Source organism: Nocardiopsis codii (assembly GCF_036327455.1).
GTDB lineage: Bacteria > Actinomycetota > Actinomycetes > Streptosporangiales > Streptosporangiaceae > Nocardiopsis > Nocardiopsis codii.
Genome location: NZ_JAUZMY010000012.1, coordinates 147,567 through 166,610, shown reverse-complemented (window position 1 = coordinate 166,610; position 19,044 = coordinate 147,567). Strand labels below are relative to the sequence as shown.

At 72.2% G+C, this 19,044-nt stretch carries 16 protein-coding genes; 10 read left to right on the top strand and 6 right to left on the bottom strand.

Translation table 11 applies throughout. From position 1 onward, the window contains the following. The first annotated feature begins 101 nt into the window (after positions 1–101). The 4 genes from Q8791_RS14420 to ligD all read left to right on the top strand — a co-directional run bounded on the left by Q8791_RS14420 (position 102) and on the right by ligD (position 4,405). Positions 102–881, top strand: coding sequence for an electron transfer flavoprotein subunit beta/FixA family protein (locus Q8791_RS14420; RefSeq protein ID WP_330092197.1), 780 nt, complete (start codon positions 102–104; stop codon positions 879–881). 33 nt (positions 882–914) lie between these two features. Further along, positions 915–1,859 carry an electron transfer flavoprotein subunit alpha/FixB family protein gene (locus Q8791_RS14415; RefSeq protein WP_330092196.1) on the top strand — a complete coding sequence of 315 codons (945 nt, stop codon included), beginning with the start codon at positions 915–917 and terminating at the stop codon, positions 1,857–1,859. 320 nt (positions 1,860–2,179) lie between these two features. Beyond that, complete coding sequence (locus Q8791_RS14410) at positions 2,180–3,361, top strand: esterase/lipase family protein (RefSeq protein WP_330092195.1); 1,182 nt, start codon at positions 2,180–2,182, stop codon at positions 3,359–3,361. A gap of 150 nt (positions 3,362–3,511) precedes the next feature. Then, positions 3,512–4,405 (top strand): non-homologous end-joining DNA ligase, encoded by an 894-nt coding sequence (gene ligD / locus Q8791_RS14405; protein ID WP_330092194.1) that lies wholly within the window; start codon positions 3,512–3,514, stop codon positions 4,403–4,405. A gap of 23 nt (positions 4,406–4,428) precedes the next feature. On the opposite strand, the gene Q8791_RS14400 is transcribed toward ligD, so the two are convergent. From Q8791_RS14400 to Q8791_RS14390, 3 genes are all read right to left on the bottom strand, one after another. After that, on the bottom strand, positions 4,429–4,830 hold the full coding sequence (locus tag Q8791_RS14400) for a hypothetical protein (RefSeq protein WP_330092193.1): 402 nt from the start codon (positions 4,828–4,830) through the stop codon (positions 4,429–4,431). 111 nt (positions 4,831–4,941) lie between these two features. After that, positions 4,942–6,624 carry an alpha/beta hydrolase gene (locus Q8791_RS14395; protein WP_330092192.1) on the bottom strand — a complete coding sequence of 561 codons (1,683 nt, stop codon included), beginning with the start codon at positions 6,622–6,624 and terminating at the stop codon, positions 4,942–4,944. Positions 6,625–6,651: 27 nt separating this feature from the next. Beyond that, on the bottom strand, positions 6,652–6,978 hold the full coding sequence (locus tag Q8791_RS14390) for a hypothetical protein (protein ID WP_330092191.1): 327 nt from the start codon (positions 6,976–6,978) through the stop codon (positions 6,652–6,654). A gap of 296 nt (positions 6,979–7,274) precedes the next feature. Here Q8791_RS14390 and Q8791_RS14385 point away from each other — a divergent pair, with 296 nt between their 5' ends. Both Q8791_RS14385 and Q8791_RS14380 read left to right on the top strand, forming a co-directional pair. Beyond that, positions 7,275–8,540, top strand: coding sequence for a hemolysin family protein (locus Q8791_RS14385; RefSeq protein WP_330092190.1), 1,266 nt, complete (start codon positions 7,275–7,277; stop codon positions 8,538–8,540). Between the two features lie 165 nt (positions 8,541–8,705). Next, positions 8,706–10,196, top strand: a complete 1,491-nt coding sequence (locus tag Q8791_RS14380) for an aldehyde dehydrogenase family protein (protein ID WP_330092189.1) — start codon at positions 8,706–8,708, stop codon at positions 10,194–10,196. A 12-nt stretch (positions 10,197–10,208) separates the two neighbouring features. On the opposite strand, the gene Q8791_RS14375 is transcribed toward Q8791_RS14380, so the two are convergent. Both Q8791_RS14375 and Q8791_RS14370 read right to left on the bottom strand, forming a co-directional pair. Beyond that, a complete protein-coding gene (locus Q8791_RS14375; protein ID WP_330092188.1) occupies positions 10,209–10,970 on the bottom strand; it encodes a class I SAM-dependent methyltransferase in 762 nt (253 codons plus the stop codon). Further along, positions 10,967–11,746 (bottom strand): class I SAM-dependent methyltransferase, encoded by a 780-nt coding sequence (locus Q8791_RS14370; RefSeq protein ID WP_330092187.1) that lies wholly within the window; start codon positions 11,744–11,746, stop codon positions 10,967–10,969. Before Q8791_RS14370 ends, Q8791_RS14375 begins: the two co-directional genes overlap by 4 nt. 149 nt (positions 11,747–11,895) lie before the next feature. Between Q8791_RS14370 and Q8791_RS14365 the strand changes: the two genes are divergently transcribed. Next, positions 11,896–13,989, top strand: a complete 2,094-nt coding sequence (locus Q8791_RS14365; protein WP_330092186.1) for a hypothetical protein — start codon at positions 11,896–11,898, stop codon at positions 13,987–13,989. 100 nt (positions 13,990–14,089) lie between these two features. Here Q8791_RS14365 and Q8791_RS14360 read toward each other — a convergent pair whose 3' ends face one another. Continuing rightward, positions 14,090–15,466: an acyltransferase family protein gene (locus Q8791_RS14360; protein WP_330092185.1), complete on the bottom strand. Its 1,377-nt coding sequence runs from the start codon at positions 15,464–15,466 to the stop codon at positions 14,090–14,092. A gap of 171 nt (positions 15,467–15,637) precedes the next feature. On the opposite strand from Q8791_RS14360, the gene Q8791_RS14355 reads away from it, so the two are divergent. The 3 genes from Q8791_RS14355 (at position 15,638) to Q8791_RS14345 (ending at position 18,987) form a co-directional block, all read left to right on the top strand. Beyond that, the gene (locus Q8791_RS14355) at positions 15,638–16,561 is read left to right on the top strand and encodes a DUF3068 domain-containing protein (RefSeq protein WP_330092184.1); all 924 of its coding nucleotides are present in this window, start codon (positions 15,638–15,640) and stop codon (positions 16,559–16,561) included. Positions 16,562–16,657: 96 nt separating this feature from the next. Then, the gene (locus Q8791_RS14350; protein WP_330092220.1) at positions 16,658–17,605 is read left to right on the top strand and encodes a decaprenyl-phosphate phosphoribosyltransferase; all 948 of its coding nucleotides are present in this window, start codon (positions 16,658–16,660) and stop codon (positions 17,603–17,605) included. Further along, positions 17,602–18,987, top strand: coding sequence for an FAD-binding oxidoreductase (locus Q8791_RS14345; protein WP_330092183.1), 1,386 nt, complete (start codon positions 17,602–17,604; stop codon positions 18,985–18,987). The genes Q8791_RS14350 and Q8791_RS14345 overlap by 4 nt, the downstream gene beginning before the upstream one ends. Positions 18,988–19,044: the final 57 nt, after the last annotated feature.

The following is a 19,044-nucleotide window of genomic DNA, read 5'->3' as shown; positions in this document are numbered from 1 at the left end:
TCGAATGACCGAACGGCATTCGGCATTGTTGGCAGAACGGGGCGCACCAGCGTCCGCCCGCCACACGGCGGATCAGAGTGCAGGGAGGTCGGCCACCGGCCATGAATATTGTCGTTTTGGTCAAGCAGGTCCCGGACACGGCGACCGAACGGAAGCTCAACGCCGACGACAGGACGCTCGACCGCGCAGCGTCCGACGGCGTCATCAACGAGCTCGACGAATACGCGATCGAAGAGGCCCTTCTCCTCAAGGAGAAGCACGGCGGCGAGGTCACCATCCTGACGATGGGACCGGACCAGGCCACCGACTCCATCCGCAAGGCCCTGTCCATGGGTGCGGACAAGGCCGTCTTCGTCAACGACGAGGCGCTCCACGGATCGGACGCGCTCCAGAGCGCCTACGCGCTCGCGCAGGCCCTGGGCACCATCGAGTTCGACGTGGTCGTCCTCGGCTCCGAGTCCACCGACGCCCGCACCGGCGTCATGGGCGCCGCGCTCGCCGAGTACCTCGGCCTTCCGCAGCTCACGCTCGCGGGCAAGGTTGACGTCGACGGCGGCGCCATCAGGATCCAGCGTCAGACCGACTACGGCTACGACGTGGTCGAGGCTCAGCTCCCGGCGGTCGTCTCCGTCGTCGAGAAGATCAACGAGCCCCGCTACCCGTCCTTCAAGCTCATCATGCAGGCGAAGAAGAAGCCGGTCGACAAGAAGTCCGCGGCCGACGCGGGCATCGACACCGGCAAGGTCGGCCTGGCCAACGCCACCACCGAGACCGTCGACTTCGCCGCCGCGCCGCCGCGCGCCGCGGGCACGATCGTCAAGGACGAGGGGGACGGCGGCGTGAAGATCGCCGACTTCCTCGCCCAGAAGAAGTTCGTGTAGGTCAGGCGAGAGACTCAGGAAGGTTCAAGGATTATGGCTGAGGTCCTCGTCCTCGTCGACCACGTCGACGGACAGGTCAAGAAGGTCACCACCGAGCTGCTGACCGCGGCCCGCCGCATCGGCGAGCCCGCGGCCGTGTGGATCGGTGACGGCGCGGAGTCGGGCAAGGCCGCGCTGGCCGAGTTCGGCGCCGAGAAGGTCTACGTCGCTCCGGCCGAGCTCAACGACTACGTCGTCGCTCCCAAGGCCGAGCTGCTCGCGAAGCTGGCCCAGGACAAGGGCGCCGCCGCGATCCTCGTCTCGGCCACCGCCGAGAACAAGGAGATCGCCGGGCGCACCGCCGTCAAGCTCGGCTCCGGTGTGCTCACCGACGTCGTCGACGTCAACGCCGACGTGGTCACCGAGCACAGCATCTTCGGTGGCGCCACCGTCACCCACGCCCGCGTGAGGACCGGCGTGCCGGTCGTCGCCGTCCGCCCGAACTCGGTTCCGGCCGAGGCCGCCGCCGGCGCCGCGGTCGAGGAGGCCGTCTCGGTGGACGTCTCCGACTCCGCCAAAACCGCCAAGGTCGTGGAGCGCGTGGTCCAGGAGCAGGGTGAGCGCCCCGAGCTCGCCGAGGCCGCGATCGTGGTCTCCGGTGGGCGCGGCGTCGGCTCCGACGACTTCTCCGTCGTCGAGGGCCTGGCGGACTCGCTGGGCGCCGCTGTCGGCGCCTCCCGTGCCGCCGTCGACTCCGGCTGGTACCCGAACCAGTTCCAGGTCGGTCAGACCGGTAAGACGGTCAGCCCGAACCTGTACCTGGCGCTGGGCATCTCCGGTGCGATCCAGCACCGTGCGGGCATGCAGACCGCGAAGAACATCGTCGCGGTCAACAAGGACCCCGAGGCGCCGATCTTCGAGCTCGTCGACTTCGGTGTCGTGGGCGACCTGCACACGGTCGCTCCGCAGCTCACCGAGGAGATCAACAAGCGCAAGTAGGCACGCGCGCAGAACACCGCGAACGCCCGGCCGGGGTCACCCGGCCGGGCGTTCGCGCTGTGCGTGACACCGCCGGAAACCCCGTTAAGGACAGCCCGCTATCCCGTTCGCAGGATCGGTGAATCGGTGCGAAGCGGGGCGGGAACGCCCCGCGCCGGGGCCCGGCGGTTTCCGGAGGATGACCGCGTGGAGAGGATGTCGTTGCGCGCGTAACCGCCCCGTCACCCGCGGGATCGGTGAAGGCTTTCCCGGAATCCAGGAGGGCCGGTACGCGGGCGATCCCCAGGCGCTCGCGCGCCTCCTCACTGAAAGCGGCCGTGATGACCGACCAGCAACCGCCCGTCGTCGAACCCTTCGGCTTCCTCGCACCGGCCCCGCCCGCCCCCGAGCCCGCGCCCCGGCCGGACGCCGTCTGGGACCTTCCGGGCGGCACGGCCTGGGTGTACCTGAGCAACCCGAAGCTCGGCCTACGGCGGCCGGTGATCCTCTCCGACGGCTTCGAGAGCGGACCGAGCGAGCTCGCCGTCCTGTGGTCCGGGCTGGAGCGCGGCGACTACGCCTTCGTCACCGAGCTGCACCGCCGGGGCCACGACCTGATCCTCGTCGGCTACGAGGAGCGCAGCGCGTCGATCCTGCGCAACGCGGAGGCCGCCACCGAGGCCGTCCTCCGCGCCATCGCCGAGCGGCGGGGCGACGCGCCCCTCACCGTCGGCGGGTTCAGCATGGGCGGGCTCGTCACCCGGTACGCGCTGGCCAAGATGGAATCGGACGGCATCGACCACCAGACCGCCCTCTACCTGTCGTTCGACAGCCCTCACCGGGGAGCGTGGGTGCCCGTCGGGCTCCAGGCGCTCGCCCACTTCCTCACCGGCGCGCCGGCCCTGTCCCGGCAGATCAACAGCGACGCCGCCCGGCAGCTGCTGTGGCGCCACATCGAGACGGTCGACGGCGAGCCCGCCGAGGACGCGCTGCGCACCGAGTTCCTGGCTGAGCTGGCCAGGGTCGGCTCCTGGCCGCGGCGCCCGCTCCTGATCGGCGTGGCCAACGGGACCGGGAACGGCATCGGCCCCGGGGTCCCGGAGGGCGAGGACGCGGTCACGGTCGCCAGCGGATGGTTCAACGGAACGGTCCTGCGCACCCAGGCGGAGGGGGACAAGCAGCTCGTCGCCCGCCTCAAGGGCCTGCTGTCCGAGCACGAGGTCCGCACCACCGGGATGCCCGCACTCGACGGCGCCCCGGGCGGAACCCTGGAGACCTTCGGTATCGCCGGGGACAAGCTCAAGTTCACCGGGCGCACGGACATCGCCGTCCGGTCCATCGCCTTCGTCCCCTCGGTGAGCGCCGTCGCCATCGGCGACCTGGACGAGCCCTGCATCGCGATCGACGCGCTCGACCCGGGCACCAGCGAACTCGACGAGTTCAGGCTGGCCGACACCAACGAGCCCCACTCGCACATGAGCGAGGCGCTGGGCTCGTGGATCCTGGACCGCCTGCCCGGTTAGGTCGTGGTCGGCGCCGTCCCGGTCCGCCGGGACGGCCCCGCCGTTTCCGGGACCGTTGCGGGCCGCCGGGTTTTCCGGTGGAGGGGGCCGGGTAGGCGCAGCCCACGGAACCGGCGGGGGCGCCCTCGCCGGCCGGACCTGGGAGGGGCGATGGCGGCGAAGGGGAACACGGCCCGGGTGCGCGCGGGGCGGCGCGTCGTGGACGTGCGCAAGCCGGAGAAGCCGCTGTTCGGTGAGGGCGGGCCGACCAAGGAGGACCTGGCCCGGTACCACGTGCGGATCGCACCGCTGATGCTGCCGCAGCTGAGGGGGCGCCCGGTCGCCCTGGAACGGTACCCCGACGGGACCGGTGCGAACGGGTTCTTCGTGAAGCACCCGCCCACGCCGGAGTGGGTGCGGACAGTGGGGACCAGCGGCGGCACGATGATGGAGTGCCGGGACGCGGCGACCCTGGCGTGGTGCGCGGACCAGGCGGCGATCACCCTCCACGCCTGGCAGTCCAGGGAACCGGACCTCGGCGTCCCCGACCGGATGGTGCTCGACCTCGACCCCGCGGGGGACGGGGAGGAGGCCTTCGCGGAGTGCAGGGCCGCCGCCCGGGACGTGCGGGAGGTCCTGGACGAGGTGGGGCTGGCGGCGTACGTGATGACGACCGGTTCGCGCGGGCTGCACGTGCGGTCGCCGCTGCGTCCCGAGGTCGACGACCAGGAGGTGCGGCGCCTGGCGGAGGGGATCGCCGACCGGGTGGCCGCCCGCAGACCGGACGACCTGACCACCAAGGTGCGCAAGGCGGCCCGGCGGGGGCGGCTCTTCGTGGACTTCCTGCGCAACGGCCGCGAACAGCTGGCGGTCGCCCCGTACTCGGTGCGGGCCAGACCGGGTGCGCCGGTCGCCGCGCCCGTCACCTGGGAGGAACTGGACGGTCTGGAGTCGGCCCGGGCGTTCACCGTCGACCTGGAGCGCGAGGAGTGCCCGTTCGCGGGGATGGGGCGCCATGCCCGATCCCCGCGCAGAGCCCTGGAGCGCCTGGACCGGCTCGGCTGAACCGTCTCGGCCGCACGACAGCCTCAGGACCCGGGGGTGCCCTCCGGCCACACGCAGGGAGACGAGGCGCCGATGGAGAGGCTGCCCTGGGCACTCGACTGGACGGACATCCGGAAGGCGTCGTCCTCGCTCTCGACGGAGACGAACACGTCGTCCGGTCTGGAGTCGGACAGCACCCGGTAGCCGTTGGACGACCAGTACTCGTACAACAGGTCGATGTTGGCCTCGTTGTCCTCGACGGGAAGGCCGTCCAGCCAGTAGGAGCGCCCGACGGTGACCCGGTCCCTCGACCCGCCGTCGGTGGGGTCGTCACAGGCGGCGAAGTTGACGTCCCCGACCGGTTCCAGTTCCAGCCCCTGGGGCAGGACGGCCACAGCGTTGTCGATGTGCTCCTGTACCCGCTCCGCGGCCTCGTCCTGATTCATGGTCGGCTCTCCCCCGGATTCCGTCGATGTGCTGGCCCCGCAGCCGCTCACGCCTGCTGCCAGGGCGAGGGCGCAGATCCATTGTCGTGCTCGACCCATGTCGTGTCGCCCCTACCGTTGTCCTGTGAGAACCGAAGCCATGTGCCTCAGCGACGTCGAGTTCTCGTCGAAGTACTCCGAGTGGGCGGCACCGAGCGGCCAGGAACCGCCCTCGCTGCCCGGGTCCGAATCGAATTCGGTTGCGCCGAAGTCCGCGTCCGTCGGGTCGGGACCGTGCGTGAAACCGGTCAGGTTGCTGATCCCGTCGTTCTCGGCCGTCGACACGTGGACGTTCTCGGGAGCGAAGCCCAGGTCGCTCACGTGGTCGGCGTTGGCCCCCGGGCTGCCCACGAGCACGATGTTGTCGGCATCGAGCCCCCCGTCACCCTGTGCGGTGTGTCCCACGACGGTGGAACCGTAGCTGTGGCCGATCACGGTGTTGTTCGACGGTGACGTGTTCTCGTGGGTGGCGCGCAGCCCGTCCTGGAAGCTGCTCAGCTCGCCTACAGCGTCCTCCGCCCTGCCTGCGAAGGCCGCCTCCGGTACGTTGGGCGCGTCGTAACCGATCCAGCTGATCACTGAGTGGCTGCCCTCACGGTCCGCCATGTTGGCCGCGTCCACGAGGGCGTCCGCTCGGCCCATCTGGCCGTTGACGCTCTGCCAGGTGGTCGTCGTGCCCGGGACGAGCGTGGCCACGTTGTCGGCGGTGTCCGGGTTGCCGTTCGCCACGATCGCCCGTCCGCGGTCCTCGGTGTCGAGGGCGAGCAGGTACCTGTCGGCGCCGTCCTCGCCGAGGTTGCCGCTCAGGGTCCTCAGCGTGTCCAGTTCGTCGTTGAGGTCGTTCAGATCCGACTGGGCGTTGTAGAACTCCCACCCGCCACCGGAGTCGCTCAGGTCCTCCAGGGCCTCGTCGCGCTCCTCCTCCGCGTCCGCGACCTCCTCCTCCAACCGCCCGATCTCGTCGTCCAGGTGGTCCCGGTTGAGTCCGTCGCGGACGGTGGCGGGGATGCCGTCGAGTTCGCGGAGCAGTTCGGCGTGGTCCCGCAAGGCCTGCTGCTGCTCCTCCTCGGTCATGGAGGTCCACCACAGGTTGACGACGGACGGGTGCTCGCCGCCGGTCAGCTCGTCCGGGACCATGCCGGGAACGGCGTCACCCAGGTACAGCAGCTGGCTGCCGGACAGGAGGGAGGACTCGACCAGGCGCTCCAGCGTCTCCTGGACCGGGCCGTCACGCAGATCCTTCTCGGCCTGTTCGGCCCGGTCCATTAGGGTTTCCCAGTGCCCCGTGTGCTCGGTGAGCAGTTCGTCGCGCAACGTCTCCAACGCGCTGACCTTGGCGCTCTCCAGGGCGGAGGAGGACAGGTGGCCGTGCATGTTGGGCAGGGAACCGACCCTGGACACGGCCGACTCCGCGTCGGACCGGGCCTCGTCCCAGCGCTGCTGGAGTCTGGCCCGCTCGGCCCGGTAGGTCTCGATGTCGAGACCCCACTGGCGCAGGACCGCCGCACCGTAGGTCAGGGAGCCCGCGGCGTCCTGCCAGGAAGCCAGCTCCTCCGACGAACCGGAGACGATGTTCCACGCGATGAGCTCCGTGAACTCGCCGGCGGACGACTGGAACCGGGTGTGCGTGTCCTCCGACCGGCCGGTCATCTTGCGGCAGACGGCGTCGAGGTCGTCGGCGCCCGACTCGATGGCGCCGACGTCGGCGTCGATGTCCGCGGGAAGGCCGAGGGACATGGAGGCGACGTCACTCACGGGGGTCTCCGGGGGAAGCGGTCGGGGTCAGAAGTTGATCTGGATGTCGAGGGTCTCCAGACCCTCCCGGTACTCCTCGGCGCTCTCGTGGTCCGAGTCGGTGATCGCGAGGTCGGCGCCCTGGACGTTCTGGGCCAGGTTGATGCCGTTCTGGGCGACCCGCCGGATGTGTTCCATGGTGTCGAGTTCGTAGTCGTCCAGGCCGGACGAGACGTGTTCGGAGACCGCCGCGGCCAGCCCTTCGAGGGCGGCCTCGAAGTCGGTTCCCAGGAAGACCATCGCCTCGGCCAGCGCCTCGGCCTCCTCGGCCTCGGACATGGCTTCGACGGGGTTGACTCCGGTTCCACCGGACACGAGGGCTCCCAGGGGGTCGGGGACGGCTGGCAGGGGAAGCCTACAGACCGTACCCGAACGGTGTCAGATCCGGACATGTGCACCCTGTGGGAGGTGTGCGGGCCCGAACCGCTGTTCCCGGTCGAAGGGTGGGAACGCCGCGGGTCTGCTCGCGTACGCGCAGATGGGCGCGTGCGGCGGGACGCCCCCGGGGCCGGGGAACGACAGGTGTGGTGGCGGGGATTCCGGGAACGATGCCATCACTTCGGCCCCACCCGGCCGAGGCACTGCTTCCGACAGAACCCCGGGGGAATCCCATGGAGGGCTACGAGGCCCAGATCGGCCTCGTGCTGGTCTTGGTCGTGGTGAACGCCGTCTTCGCCGGCAGCGAGATCGCGCTGATCACGCTGAGGGAGGGGCAGCTCAGGAAGCTCGAGGAGAGCGGCCCCGGCGGCCGGGCGGTGGCGCGGCTGGCCCGCGATCCCAACCGGTTCCTGGCCACCATCCAGATCGGCATCACCCTGGCCGGATTCCTCGCCTCGGCCACCGCGGCGGTGGCGCTGGCCAAGCCGCTGGTCGAACCCCTCGGCTTCCTCGGCTCCTACGCGGCACCGGTCTCCGTCGTCCTCGTGACCGTCGTACTGACCTTCGTCACCCTGGTCCTGGGCGAACTCGCGCCCAAGCGCATCGCCATGCAGCGCGCCGAACCCTGGGCGCTCCTCGTCGCCAGGCCGCTCAACGCCCTCGCCGTCCTGTCGCGCCCCGCCGTGTGGCTGCTCAGCGTCTCCACCGACCTGGTGGTGCGTCTGGGCGGGGTGGATCCCAAAGCGAACAAGGAGGAGGTCTCCGAGGAGGAGCTCCGGGAGATGATCTCGTCGCGCGGCGACATGACCCCCGAGCAGCGGACCATCCTCTCCGGAGCCTTCGAGATCACCGACCGCATGCTCCGCCAGGTCCTGGTCCCGCGCCGCGACGTGGACACCGTCCCCGCGTCCCTGCCCGCGGGCGAGGCCGCCCTGCTCCTCGCCGAGCACGGGCACTCGCGGGCGCCCGTGGTCACCGAGGGCGACGTGGACGACGTCGTCGGCATCGTGCACTGGGTGGACCTGATCCGGGGCGAGGGGGCCGCGGGCGCCCTCGCCCGCGAGCCGCTGCTCCTGCCGGACTCGCTGTCGGTGTCGCAGGCGCTCCGCCGGATGACCGGCGAGCGCCAGCAGATGGCGGTGGTGATCGGCGAGACCGGGGCGGTCGGCGGCATCGTCAGCCTGGAGGACCTGCTGGAGGAGCTGGTCGGCGAGATCTACGACGAGACCGACTCCGACGAGCGGGTCCCCACCCGGTTGGACGGTGGTGCGCTCCGGGTGCCCGGCACCTACCCCGTCCACGAACTGGAGGACCTCGGAGTCGTCCTCACCTCGCCCCCCGAGGGCAGCTACGTCACGGTCGCCGGGATGGTCCTGGTCGTGCTCGGCCACATCCCCGAGGGGCCGGGGGAGAGCGTCGACCTGGGCGGGTGGACGGCCAGGGTCACCGAGGCCGACGGCCGGGTCGTCAGCGAACTGCTGCTCGTCCCCGACGGGTGACCACCAGGCCGGCCCGCGGGCCCTGCCCCGGGTCGCGGAGCACCCGCGGGCGCCGAACGACACCGACTCCCTGAACAGTTCACCAAGGAGCGGCACGCCCCGTTGCCCGCGCGGTTCTTCCGGGACACCGTTGCGGAGAGCGACGCCGACACCAGGGGGACCCCGATGAACGCCGACCAGACACCCACCCCGTACACGGGACTGGACCGGATGACCATCGGCGGCGAGTGGCGCCACGGCTCCTCCGGTGAGGTCCACGAGGACGTCGACCCCTACGACGACATGGTCCTCGCGGAGATCCACCTGGCCGACGCCGGCGACGTCGACCTCGCCTACCGGGCGGCCGAGCGCGCCTGGCCCGTCTGGGCGGAGACCCCCGCCTCCGAGAGGGCGGAGGTGTTCCGCCGCGCGCTCCGCGTCTTCGACGCCCGCCGCACCGAGATCGTCGACTGGCTCGTCCGCGAGGCCGGGGCCGTCCGCGACCGCGCCGAGTTCGAGTGGGGGCTGGTCCGGAGCGGGATGGCCGAGGCCGCCTCCTACCCCACCCGCGTCGAGGGCCGCATCCTGCCCGGACTCACCCCGGGGAAGGAGAACCGCGTCTACCGCGAGCCCCTGGGCGTCGTCACCGTGATCAGCCCGTGGAACTTCCCGCTCCAGCTCTCCCACCGCTCCGTCGCGCCCGCGATCGCCCTCGGCAACACCGTCGTCCTCAAGCCGGCGGAGAACACCCCGGTCACCGGCGGCATCCTCCTCGCCCGCATCTACGAGGAGGCCGGGCTGCCCCCCGGCGTCCTCAACGTGGTCCTCGGCAAGGGCGGTCAGATCGGCGACGCGCTCGCCACGCACGAGTCCTCGCGGATGGTGTCCTTCACCGGATCGACCGACGTGGGACGCCACATCTCCCGGCTGATCCCGCTCAAGAGGCGCGCGCTCGAACTCGGCGGCAACTGCCCCGTCGTGGTGCTGGACGACGCCGACCTGGACCTGGCGGCCGACGCCGCGGTGTTCGGCTCCTACTACCACCAGGGCCAGATCTGCATGGCCACGAACCGGATCATCGCCACCACCGGCGTCCACGACGAGCTGGTCGACCGGATCACCGCGCGCGTCCGGGCCCTGCGGGTCGGGGACCCGAGGGACCCCGCCACCCAGATCGGCCCCGTCATCGACGACGACCAGGCCGCGGGCATCCGCGACCTGGTCGACCGGTCGGTCGAGGTCGGGGCGCAGCTGCTGCTGTCCGGTGAACCGGGCGGGCCGGCAGGGAGGGTGCTGCCGCCCTACCTGCTGCTCGCGGGCAACCACGCGCCGTGCGCCGCCGAGGAGGTGTTCGGCCCGGTGGCCACGGTCATCAGGGCGACGGAGGAGGAGGACGCGCTCCGCATCGCCAACGACACCGAGTACGGGCTGTCCAGCGCCGTCCACACCCGGGACGCCGAGAGGGGCGTCCGGTTCGCCCGGCGGCTGCGGGTGGGGATGACGCACGTCAACGACTCCACCCTCAACGACGAGGCCAACACCGCGTTCGGCGGGGAGGAGCACTCCGGGCACGGGCGCTTCGGCGGGGAGTGGGCGATCGAGGCGTTCACCACCGACCACTGGGTCAGCGTCCAGCACGTCCCCCGCGCCCTCCCGTTCGGGTTCGGCGGCAGGTGAGGCGGGGCGGCGTCAGCGCTTGCGCAGCACCAGCAGCAGGTTCCAGGTGACGACCTCGCGTACGAGGGGCACGTGCACGACCGGTTTCGCCCACCCCGGCAGGTAGCGGGGGCGGATGTCCACCGCGTCCACGTCGGAGCGCCCGCGCGCCCAGCGCAGCATCTCCTTGGCGTACGTGGCGTACATGCTGCGCCCGAAGTCGTTCTTGGGCCGCCGGCCGTTGCGCCGGGCGTACCTCTCCGCCGCGTACGAGCCGCCCAGGTAGTGCCAGGGGGAGGTCTCGTGCCCACCCCACGGGGACAGCCACAGCGTGTACGACAGGTAGACCAGCCCGCCCGGCCGCGTCACCCGCACCATCTCGTCGGCCATCCGCGCGCGGTCCGGCACGTGCTCCAGCACGTTGGAGGAGAAGCACACGTCCACCGAGCCGGTGCGCAGCGGCAGGTCCAGGGCGCTGCCCTGGACACCGTGCGTGTCCGCCTCACGGCCGTGCAGTGTCATCTCGCGGGCGTCGGAGTCCACGCACAGGCAGCGGGCCCCGGCGGCGCGGAGCTCGTCGGCGAAGTAGCCGGGACCGCCCCCCACGTCCACGACGAGTCGTCCGTCGAGGGGTGTGTAGGAGCGCAGTTGGGCGACGGTGTCGCGGGCCAGCCCGCCGTAGAAGAACGCCGGGTCGGTCTGTTCCCTGCGGAACGCGGAGAACAGGGCCACCGAACGGCCCAGGGTGGCGCGGAACGGCACGGTCCCGTCGGGGCGGGCGTCGGTGGAGGTCACGCGGGGCCCTCTCCGGTGGTCGCGGGCCCGTCCATCACCACGAAGTGGCGCAGGTGCCGCCAGTGGTCGCCTCCCCAGTACTCGTCCGAGGCCGCGATCCGGCCGCCGGGCACCAGTTCCGCGATCCGCGCGGTGCGCAGGGTGTGCATCCTCATCGGCGCCGGGTAGCGCAGCACCACCCTCTGGGCCAGCGCGACCAGGGGCCACGGCACGTACCGGAACACCATCCCCTTGAAGGTGCGGCGCTCGGTCTCGGGCACGCCCAGGACCATCACGCCGCCGGGGCGCAGCACCCGGGCGAACTCGCGCACGTAGCCCTCGGCCAGCACGGTCGGCAGGTGTTGCAGGACCAGGTCGGTGTACACCAGGTCGAACGAGCCGTCGTCGAACAGCGCCAGGTCGGGGCGCTCGTTCAGGGTGAAGGCGATCCGCCCTCCCGAGCGGTCCAGGCGGCGGGCCTCCTCCAGCATCGGTGCGGAGATGTCCACCCCCACGACCTCGTCGAAGTGCGCGGCCAGAGCGTTGGACAGCCGTCCGGCGCCGCAGCCGAAGTCGAGGACCCGGCCGCCTCCGGGGCGCAGCCCCAGCTCGTCCAGGCGGGCGACCGCAGGGTCGACGTCGGAGCGCCCCGAGGCGAGGAACTCGTCGTCGTCCCACCCGCCGTCGCGCTTGTCCGGGTCCACGCACACCGCCCACAGCGGCTCCGTGGAACCCAGGCGGGTCCAGTCACGGCGGACCTGTTCGAGCCCCACCGACATCACCTCCACGGTGCTCACGACCCCGTCGGAACGCTGTTCTGCATCATGTTCCTGTTATGGGGAAGCAGGTCATGGAGGCGTGCGTCCGAGGCCAAGGTAGAAAGTGGAACGTGTTGTATTCTGGCACCCATTTTCCGGGTTGGCCAACCTACGGCGGGGAGAGATCGATGCCGCCTGTTTCCCCCACGGCGAGCGGACACGACGGCGCGGAGGCCCAGGCGCCCGGCGGGGCGCCCGGGGCACGCCGCCCCGTCGGGGGCCCCGGCGAGGAGGGGCCCGGCTTCGGGGACCTGGCCGGAGCGGCCCTCGCGGCGTTGCGCCGCCCCGCGCGCGACCGGCTGGTCCTGGCGGGGCTGCTGGTCGTCGCGGCCGCGGTCGGCCTCAAGGCGTACGTGCTCACGCAGTCGTACTTCGTGGAGGACGACTACCTCTTCTTCGCCTCCGCGTACGCGAGCGACCTGGGCCCGGACTACCTCCTCACCCTCCACAAGGGCCACCTGATGCCGGGGGCGCTGTTCCTGGTGTACCTCCAGACCACGTTCTGGCCGTACGAGTGGTGGGTCAGCGCGGGAACCATGCTCGCGCTCCAGGCCGCCGCCCTGCTGGGGTTCCTCCGTCTCCTGTGGGAGCTGTTCGGCCGCCGGTGGGCGCTGCTCGTCCCGCTGACCGTGTACGCGCTGGCCCCGCTGACGGTCCCCGTCCTGGGGTGGTGGTCGGCGGCGCTCAACGCGGTGCCCCTCCAGCTCGCGCTGGTGCTCGCCCTGCTGTGGACCGTGCGGCACCTGCGCACCGGCGACGCCCGGTTCGCCTGGTGGGCCGTCGGCGCTGTCGTGTTCGGCATGCTGTTCACGGTCAAGGCGATGTTCCTGCCGCCGGTGCTGTTCGCGGTGGCCCTCGCCTTCCTCTACCCGAGCTCCCCGGTCCTCGGGGTCCGCCGGGCCTGGGTGGTCCACCGTCCCTTCTGGACGGCGATGGGCGTGCTCTTCGCCGCGTACGCGGTGTTCTACCTGGTGCGGATGCGCGCGGGGGAGGGCGGGGAGGGCGCGGGCGTGCCCGAGAGCGAACCCGCCCTGACCATGCTGCGGGGGCTGCTCACCGAGGTCTTCCCGGTCGGCGCACTGGGCGGTCCGCCGGAGTGGGGGCCGGTCACCCCGACCGGTGGGCTCCTCGACCCGTCCGGCCCCGTGCTGCTCGTCGCCTGGGCGGTGTTCGCCGCGATCGTGCTGGCGAGCCTGTGGCTGCGGCGCCGCTCCTGGCGGGCGTGGGCGCTGCTGCTGGGCTACCTGCTCGTCGTCGACATCGTCCCGACGATCATCGCGCGCGGCAGGTTCCAGGACGTGGCCGCCGCCGACCCCCGGTACGTGGCCGACGCCGCCCCGGTGTTCGCGCTGTGCCTGGCGCTGGCCTTCCTGCCGGCGCGGGAGGAGCGGGCGCGCGCCCTGACGGGAGGCGCGGGGGAGCGCGCGGGGACCGCGGCCGGGCCCTACCGGGTCCGTCCCCGGCGTGCGGCCCGGACCGGAGCCGTCCTGGCGACCCTCGCGTACACGGCGTCGGCGGTGTGGTCCACGCACGCCTACGCGGAGACGCTCGGCGGGGACCGCCTCCAGTGGTACCTGGACACGGTGCGGGCGTCCCTGCGGGACGTTCCGGAGGACGGCGGCCTGTACGCGCGTCCCGTGCCGGAGGACGTGGTGCTGGAGTGGAACGGCCAGCGCCGCCTGAGCTCGTGGGTGCTGCCGCCGCTGGCCGGGCCCGACGTCGCGGAGCGGATGGTGACGCCGGAGGAGTCCGGGGCCGCGTACGTGTTCAACGACGCGGGCTACCTGGTCCCGGCGCGGCCGTCCGACAGCAGCTACGTCTTCGGGCCCGGGTCCGGCGACCGCTGCCTGGAGCCCTGGGAGGGGCTCATGTCGTGGCCGGTGCGGGTGCACGGCGGCCTCGCCCAGGTCGTCACCCTCGGCTACACGGCGGAGGAGGACGTCCCGGTGGTGGTCGCCCTGGGCGACGACTGGATCGAGGTGGACCTGCCCGCCGCGGACGAGAACGGCACCCGGTACATCCCGGCGGGAGCGCCCGGCGAACAGCTGTCGGTGTTCGTGCCCGAGGACCCCGGCGACCGGGGCGGACTGTGCCTGAACTGGGTGTCCGTGGGCGGTATGGCCCCCGCGGTCGAGGGCAACCCCTGGGAGCCCGAGGCGGACGACCGCACGGGCGGCGGCGAGGGGACGGAGTCCGGGGGCGCGGACGCCGCCGGAGACTAGGTCCGTGTTTCCCGGGTTCCGTGTCCGCCCAGGGCCTCCGCTGCGCTTCGGCCGGGGTTCTCCCCGGCGGACGGTGCCGCGCTGCGCGGATCCCGTCCGGTCAGCGCCGGGGGCCGTTCCGGAGGCCGGCCCCCGAGAACCTGCGCGACCAGCGCCGGCTGGGCTCCTCGACCCAGTGGAAGGTCGCCACGGCCAGCAGGACCGTCCCGACCGTCACCGGCACCATGTCCAGCCAGAACGAACCGGTGAAGATCTCCTGCCCGGTGAAGTCGCGCCACAGGTACAGCACGACGAACTGCCAGAGGAACACGCCGTAGGAGATCCGGGCCAGGAACTGGGACACCCGGTGGCGGAGCAGCGACTCCAGCCAGCGGCCCTCCTGCCAGGCCGCGGCCTGTCGGAGGGGGACCGGCGGGGCGGTGGGACGCGGGGCCAGCGCCGCGGGCGCGACCACGAAGAACGCGAAGCCCACCCCGGTCAGGGAGGCCGCCGCGGAGGTCCAGATGTCGCCGGAGCCGATGAACCGCCCTCCGGTGGCGTCGGTCGCGGTCAGGGCGAGGAAGCCGCCCGCCAGCAGCCAGCACACGCCGGGCGACGCGGCGACGGTGCGGCAGAAGCGGCGCACCGGACCGTCGGTGCCGGGCTCGCGCCAGGCCCACTCCGACAGCACCGCCAACGCCATCCCGGCGGCGAACAGGCCGAGCGCGCGCGGCAGCCAGGCGTGCATGTACTCGCGGGGCTCCGGATGGAACTGCGGGACCAGCGCGGCCAGGGCGAGCACGCCCATGAGGACGAGCCCGGTGAGGAGCCGCCTCCCGCGGGCGTCGACGGTCTTCCCGCCCCTCGCCCACAGGGCCAGGAGCAGGGCGAACAGCGGCAGCAGGAGGTAGAAGCTGACCTCGACCGACAGGCTCCACATCTGGCCGAGGCCGTAGGGGCCGGTGCCCACCCATGGGGGGTCGGTGTCGAAGGGGAAGGCCAGGGTCAGGACCTGGAGCCAGTAGGCGGGGGAGCCGAGTTCCTCACGGGAGTAGACGAGCAGCGCCGTCACCGCCACCACCCAGTAGGCGGGGAAGACGCGTACGACCCGGCGCCACAGGTAGGGGCGGGCGCGGGGCCCGCGCGTCCCGTCCAGGGCGGCGCGCGCCCAGGGCCGGTAGAGCAGCACGCCGGAGAGGGTGAAGAAGAGGGGCACGGCGAGGTCGAACGCGGACAGCAGCCCGCCCAGGACCCCCGGGGCGAGGGAGTCGCCGGTCTCCGTCGCGACGTGGAAGACCAGGACCATGAGGGCGGCCATCGCGCGGATGCCGTCGAGGGTCTCGTGGCGGCCGTCGACCTGGGGGAGGACCAGCGCCGGGTCGGGGGTCCGCGGAGAGGGGCGGACGCCGGCGGCGGAGGCGCCGGGAGGTGTGCCGTCGGAGGTGCTGCCGGTGGAGGCGCCGGTGGGGTCCTCGGGCGCGGAGGGAGTGGGCGCCATGGGCCTTCCAGAACGGGAGAGTGTTGAAACGCGCTTCACTAGAACGTGTTATAAAAATTCAGACACGCCCTGGTGACGTCGTTCACTACTGGGCAGTACTCTACCCGGAACTGGACCTAGTTCCACTGGAAGCTGTTTCAGATCTGGACTCTCATCCGCCCAGGAGGGCACATGCGCCGTACCGTTGCGGTCGTTCTCATCGCGTTTGGAGTCTTCTTCCTCGCCGCCGCACCCATGATGCGCACATGGATGTCGAGCTCCCTGATGAAGACTCCCCTTGACTACTACAGCGAGACAGTCAACGTCGCGGAGGGGGCCACCTACTTCAACATCGAGGACGTGGAACTGGTCGAGAACGCCACCCTCGAAGCCCACGCGACGATCCGTGCCGACGTGGCCTCCAGCACCGACGAGATCGTCGTGTGGGACCAGTTCACCTGGCTCAAGGACGCCGACACCGACTTCGGCATCAGCTCCACGAGCCGCCGCGCCGGACACGACCGCGAAACCGGTGAGGCCGTCGACTGCTGCGACTCCATGGTCAACGAGGAGTCCGTCGTCCAGAGCGGGCAGGCCTGGAAGTTCCCCTTCTTCACCGAGCAGCGGGACTACGACTTCTTCGAGACCACCGTCCAGGAGGTCGTCCCCATGGAGTTCGAGGGGGTCGAGGCGATCGAGGGCGTCGAGGCCTACCGGTTCGTCCAGACCGTCGAGCCGACCGTCATCGACGAGCGCACCCTTCCGCGCTCGGTCGCCGGCCTGGACGGCGACGGGGACGTCACCGGCGACGAGGTCTTCTCCATCACCCGCACGTACTGGATCGAGCCCACCACCGGTTCCCCCCTCAAGGTCAGCGAGCACCAGAACCGCGTCGTCGTCGTGGACGGCGAGGAGGTCCTGACCCTGCTGGACGCAGAGCTCGTCTTCGACGACGAGTCGGTCCGGAACGCTGTCGCCAACTCCGAGCAGGGCCGCACGATGCTGCCGCTGCTGCACACCACCCTCCCGATCGCCTTCCTCGTCGTCGGCGTCGGCTTCGTGGGCATCGCCACCGTCCTGTACGTCTCCGGCCGCCGCAGTGACCACCACAACTGACCCCCGACCCCGACCCCGCCCCCGGCTCGCACCGGCGTGCCCACGCGGGTGCGCCGGTGCGCCCGTTCCCGCGACGGGGCACCGGTGACGAAGAGCATGGAGCGGCCCGGACCCGCGGGGAGCACACCCGCAGGCCCCGGCGATCCGGCGGCCCCGCGCGGCGCCCGCAGGACGGCCCGCGCACTCCTCCGGGCCTGCCGTCCCCGCCAGTGGCTGAAGAACCTCCTGGTCCTGGCCGCCCCCGCCGCGGCCGGGGCGCTGGGCAGCCCCGGCGCTCTGCTCACCTGCGCCGCGGTGTTCGCGCTCTTCTGCGTGGCCGCCGGCGGTACCTACCTGCTCAACGACGTCCACGACGCCCCCCGCGACCGCGCGCACGAGCGCAAGCGCCACCGGCCGGTCGCCTCTGGCGCCCTCCCGGTGCCCGTCGCCGTCACGGCCGGCGTCGCCCTCGGCGCGGCGGCCCCACTGGCCTCCCTCGCCCTGGGGAACCCGCTCCTGTCGGCCCTGCTCACCGGATACGTGCTGCTCACCCTGGCCTACACCCACCGCCTCAAGGACGTGGTGGTCTGCGATCTGGTGGTGGTCGCCGCCTGTCACGTGCTGCGCGCCGTCGCGGGCGCGGTCGCGGTCGGCGTACCGCTGACCTCCTGGTTCGTCATCGTGGTGTCGCTGGCCGCGCTGCTCGTCGTGGTCGGCAAGCGCGAGGCCGAACTGAGGGCCTTCCGCGACGCCGGCGCCGACGCGCCGCCGGTCCGTGAGACCCTGCGCGGATACACGGTCACCTACCTCGCCCAGACGCGCACCATGGCCTCGGCGGCGATGATCGTGACCTACTGCCTGTGGGCCCTGGAACGGGGCGACGGACCGCAGGCCGTGTTCCACGCGGTGAGTATCGTTCCGTTCATCATGTTCGTCCTGCGCTACAACCTGCTCGTCGACCGCGGTGCGGGCGAGGAACCAGAGGAGATCGCCCTGCGCGACCGCCCCCTCCAGGTGATCCTCCTGGCACTCGCCGCCCTCGTCGGACTGGGGATCCACCTGTGAGCCGACCACTGCCCGACCGGGACAGGACGAGCCCCGACCTCCTCACCGGCTGGGGCCGCACGGCCCCCACCGCCGCACGCGTGACACGGCCGCGCACCGTCGAACAGGTCGCCGAGGCGCTGTCGCGGGCCGGGGGCCGGGGCGCCCTCGCCCGGGGACTGGGCCGCTCCTACGGCGACGCCGCTCAGGCCGCGGGAGGGCTGGTCCTGGACTGTACGGAGCTGACCGGCCCGGTCCGGCTCGACACCGTCCGGGGCGAGGCGTCCGCCCCCGCGGGGACGTCCCTCGGAAGGGTCCTGGCGCACCTGCTCCGGCGCGGGTACTTCGTCCCCGTGACCCCGGGGACCGGGCACGTCACCCTGGGCGGGGCGGTCGCCGCCGACGTCCACGGCAAGAACCACCACGCCGACTCGTCGATCGGCGCCCACGTCCGCTCGCTCACCCTGGTGACCCCCGACGGGCGCGTCCGCGCGCTCGGACCGGACGGCGACGGATCCGAGTTGTTCTGGGCGACTGTCGGCGGAATGGGGCTGACCGGGGTCGTCACCGAGGTGACCCTGGCCGTGTTCCCGGTCGAGACGGCGTACATGAGGGTGGACACCGACCGGACCGCCGGGCTGGACGCCACCCTGGAGCTGATGTCGCGCCCCGGCGCCGACCGCCGGTACTCGGTGTGCTGGGTGGACCTGTTGGCCGGGGGCGGCGCGATGGGCCGGGGGGTGTTCGCCCGGGCCGACCACGCGCGGCTCGGCGACCTCCCCTCCACCCTCCGGCGCGAACCCCTGCGGCACCGGGCGGGCTCGGTGCTCGCGGCACCGCCCTGGGCCCCGCCCGGGCTGCTCAACCGGTGGACCGTGGGGGCGTTCAACACCGCCTACCTCCACGCCGCGCCCCGGCGCAGACGGGGGGAGGCCCAGCCGGTCGCAGGGTTCTTCCACCCGCTGGACGCGGTACGGGGATGGAACCGGATGTACGGTCCGCACGGACTCGTGCAGTACCAGTTCGTCGTCCCGTTCGGTGCCGAGGACACCCTGGCCTCCGTCATGGAGGACCTCTCGCGGGCGGGAGCTCCCTCTTTCCTGACGGTCCTCAAGCGCATGGGCGAGCCGACCCCGGGCCCGCTGTCCTTCCCCCGGCCGGGGTGGACCCTCGCCGTGGACCTGCCCGCCGACCTGCCCGGACTCGGTCGCCTGCTCGACGGCCTCGACCAGAGGCTGCTGGCCGCCGGCGGGCGCCTGTACCTGGCCAAGGACAGCAGGGCGAGCGCCGAGACCGTGCACGCCATGTACCCGGAGCTGCCCGCCTGGCGGAGGGTACGCGAACGGGCCGACCCCGAGGGCGTGCTCGTCTCCGACCTCGCCCGCCGCCTGCGACTCGTCTGACCCCGGGACCCGCCGCCCGGTGGCGGCGCGCGACCGCGCGGACACCGGACGGACCCC

What these genes read in the sequence shown, in the direction of transcription:
- Q8791_RS14380 (WP_330092189.1), top strand. Translation starts at nt 8,706, where the DNA reads ATGAACGCCGACCAGACACCCACCCCGTACACGGGACTGGACCGGATG.
- Q8791_RS14410 (WP_330092195.1), top strand. Translation starts at nt 2,180, where the DNA reads ATGACCGACCAGCAACCGCCCGTCGTCGAACCCTTCGGCTTCCTCGCA.
- Q8791_RS14385 (WP_330092190.1), top strand. Translation starts at nt 7,275, where the DNA reads ATGGAGGGCTACGAGGCCCAGATCGGCCTCGTGCTGGTCTTGGTCGTG.
- Q8791_RS14400 (WP_330092193.1), bottom strand. Translation starts at nt 4,830, where the DNA reads ATGAATCAGGACGAGGCCGCGGAGCGGGTACAGGAGCACATCGACAAC.
- Q8791_RS14420 (WP_330092197.1), top strand. Translation starts at nt 102, where the DNA reads ATGAATATTGTCGTTTTGGTCAAGCAGGTCCCGGACACGGCGACCGAA.
- Q8791_RS14365 (WP_330092186.1), top strand. Translation starts at nt 11,896, where the DNA reads ATGCCGCCTGTTTCCCCCACGGCGAGCGGACACGACGGCGCGGAGGCC.
- Q8791_RS14415 (WP_330092196.1), top strand. Translation starts at nt 915, where the DNA reads ATGGCTGAGGTCCTCGTCCTCGTCGACCACGTCGACGGACAGGTCAAG.
- Q8791_RS14360 (WP_330092185.1), bottom strand. Translation starts at nt 15,466, where the DNA reads ATGGCGCCCACTCCCTCCGCGCCCGAGGACCCCACCGGCGCCTCCACC.
- Q8791_RS14350 (WP_330092220.1), top strand. Translation starts at nt 16,658, where the DNA reads ATGGAGCGGCCCGGACCCGCGGGGAGCACACCCGCAGGCCCCGGCGAT.
- Q8791_RS14355 (WP_330092184.1), top strand. Translation starts at nt 15,638, where the DNA reads ATGCGCCGTACCGTTGCGGTCGTTCTCATCGCGTTTGGAGTCTTCTTC.
- ligD (WP_330092194.1), top strand. Translation starts at nt 3,512, where the DNA reads ATGGCGGCGAAGGGGAACACGGCCCGGGTGCGCGCGGGGCGGCGCGTC.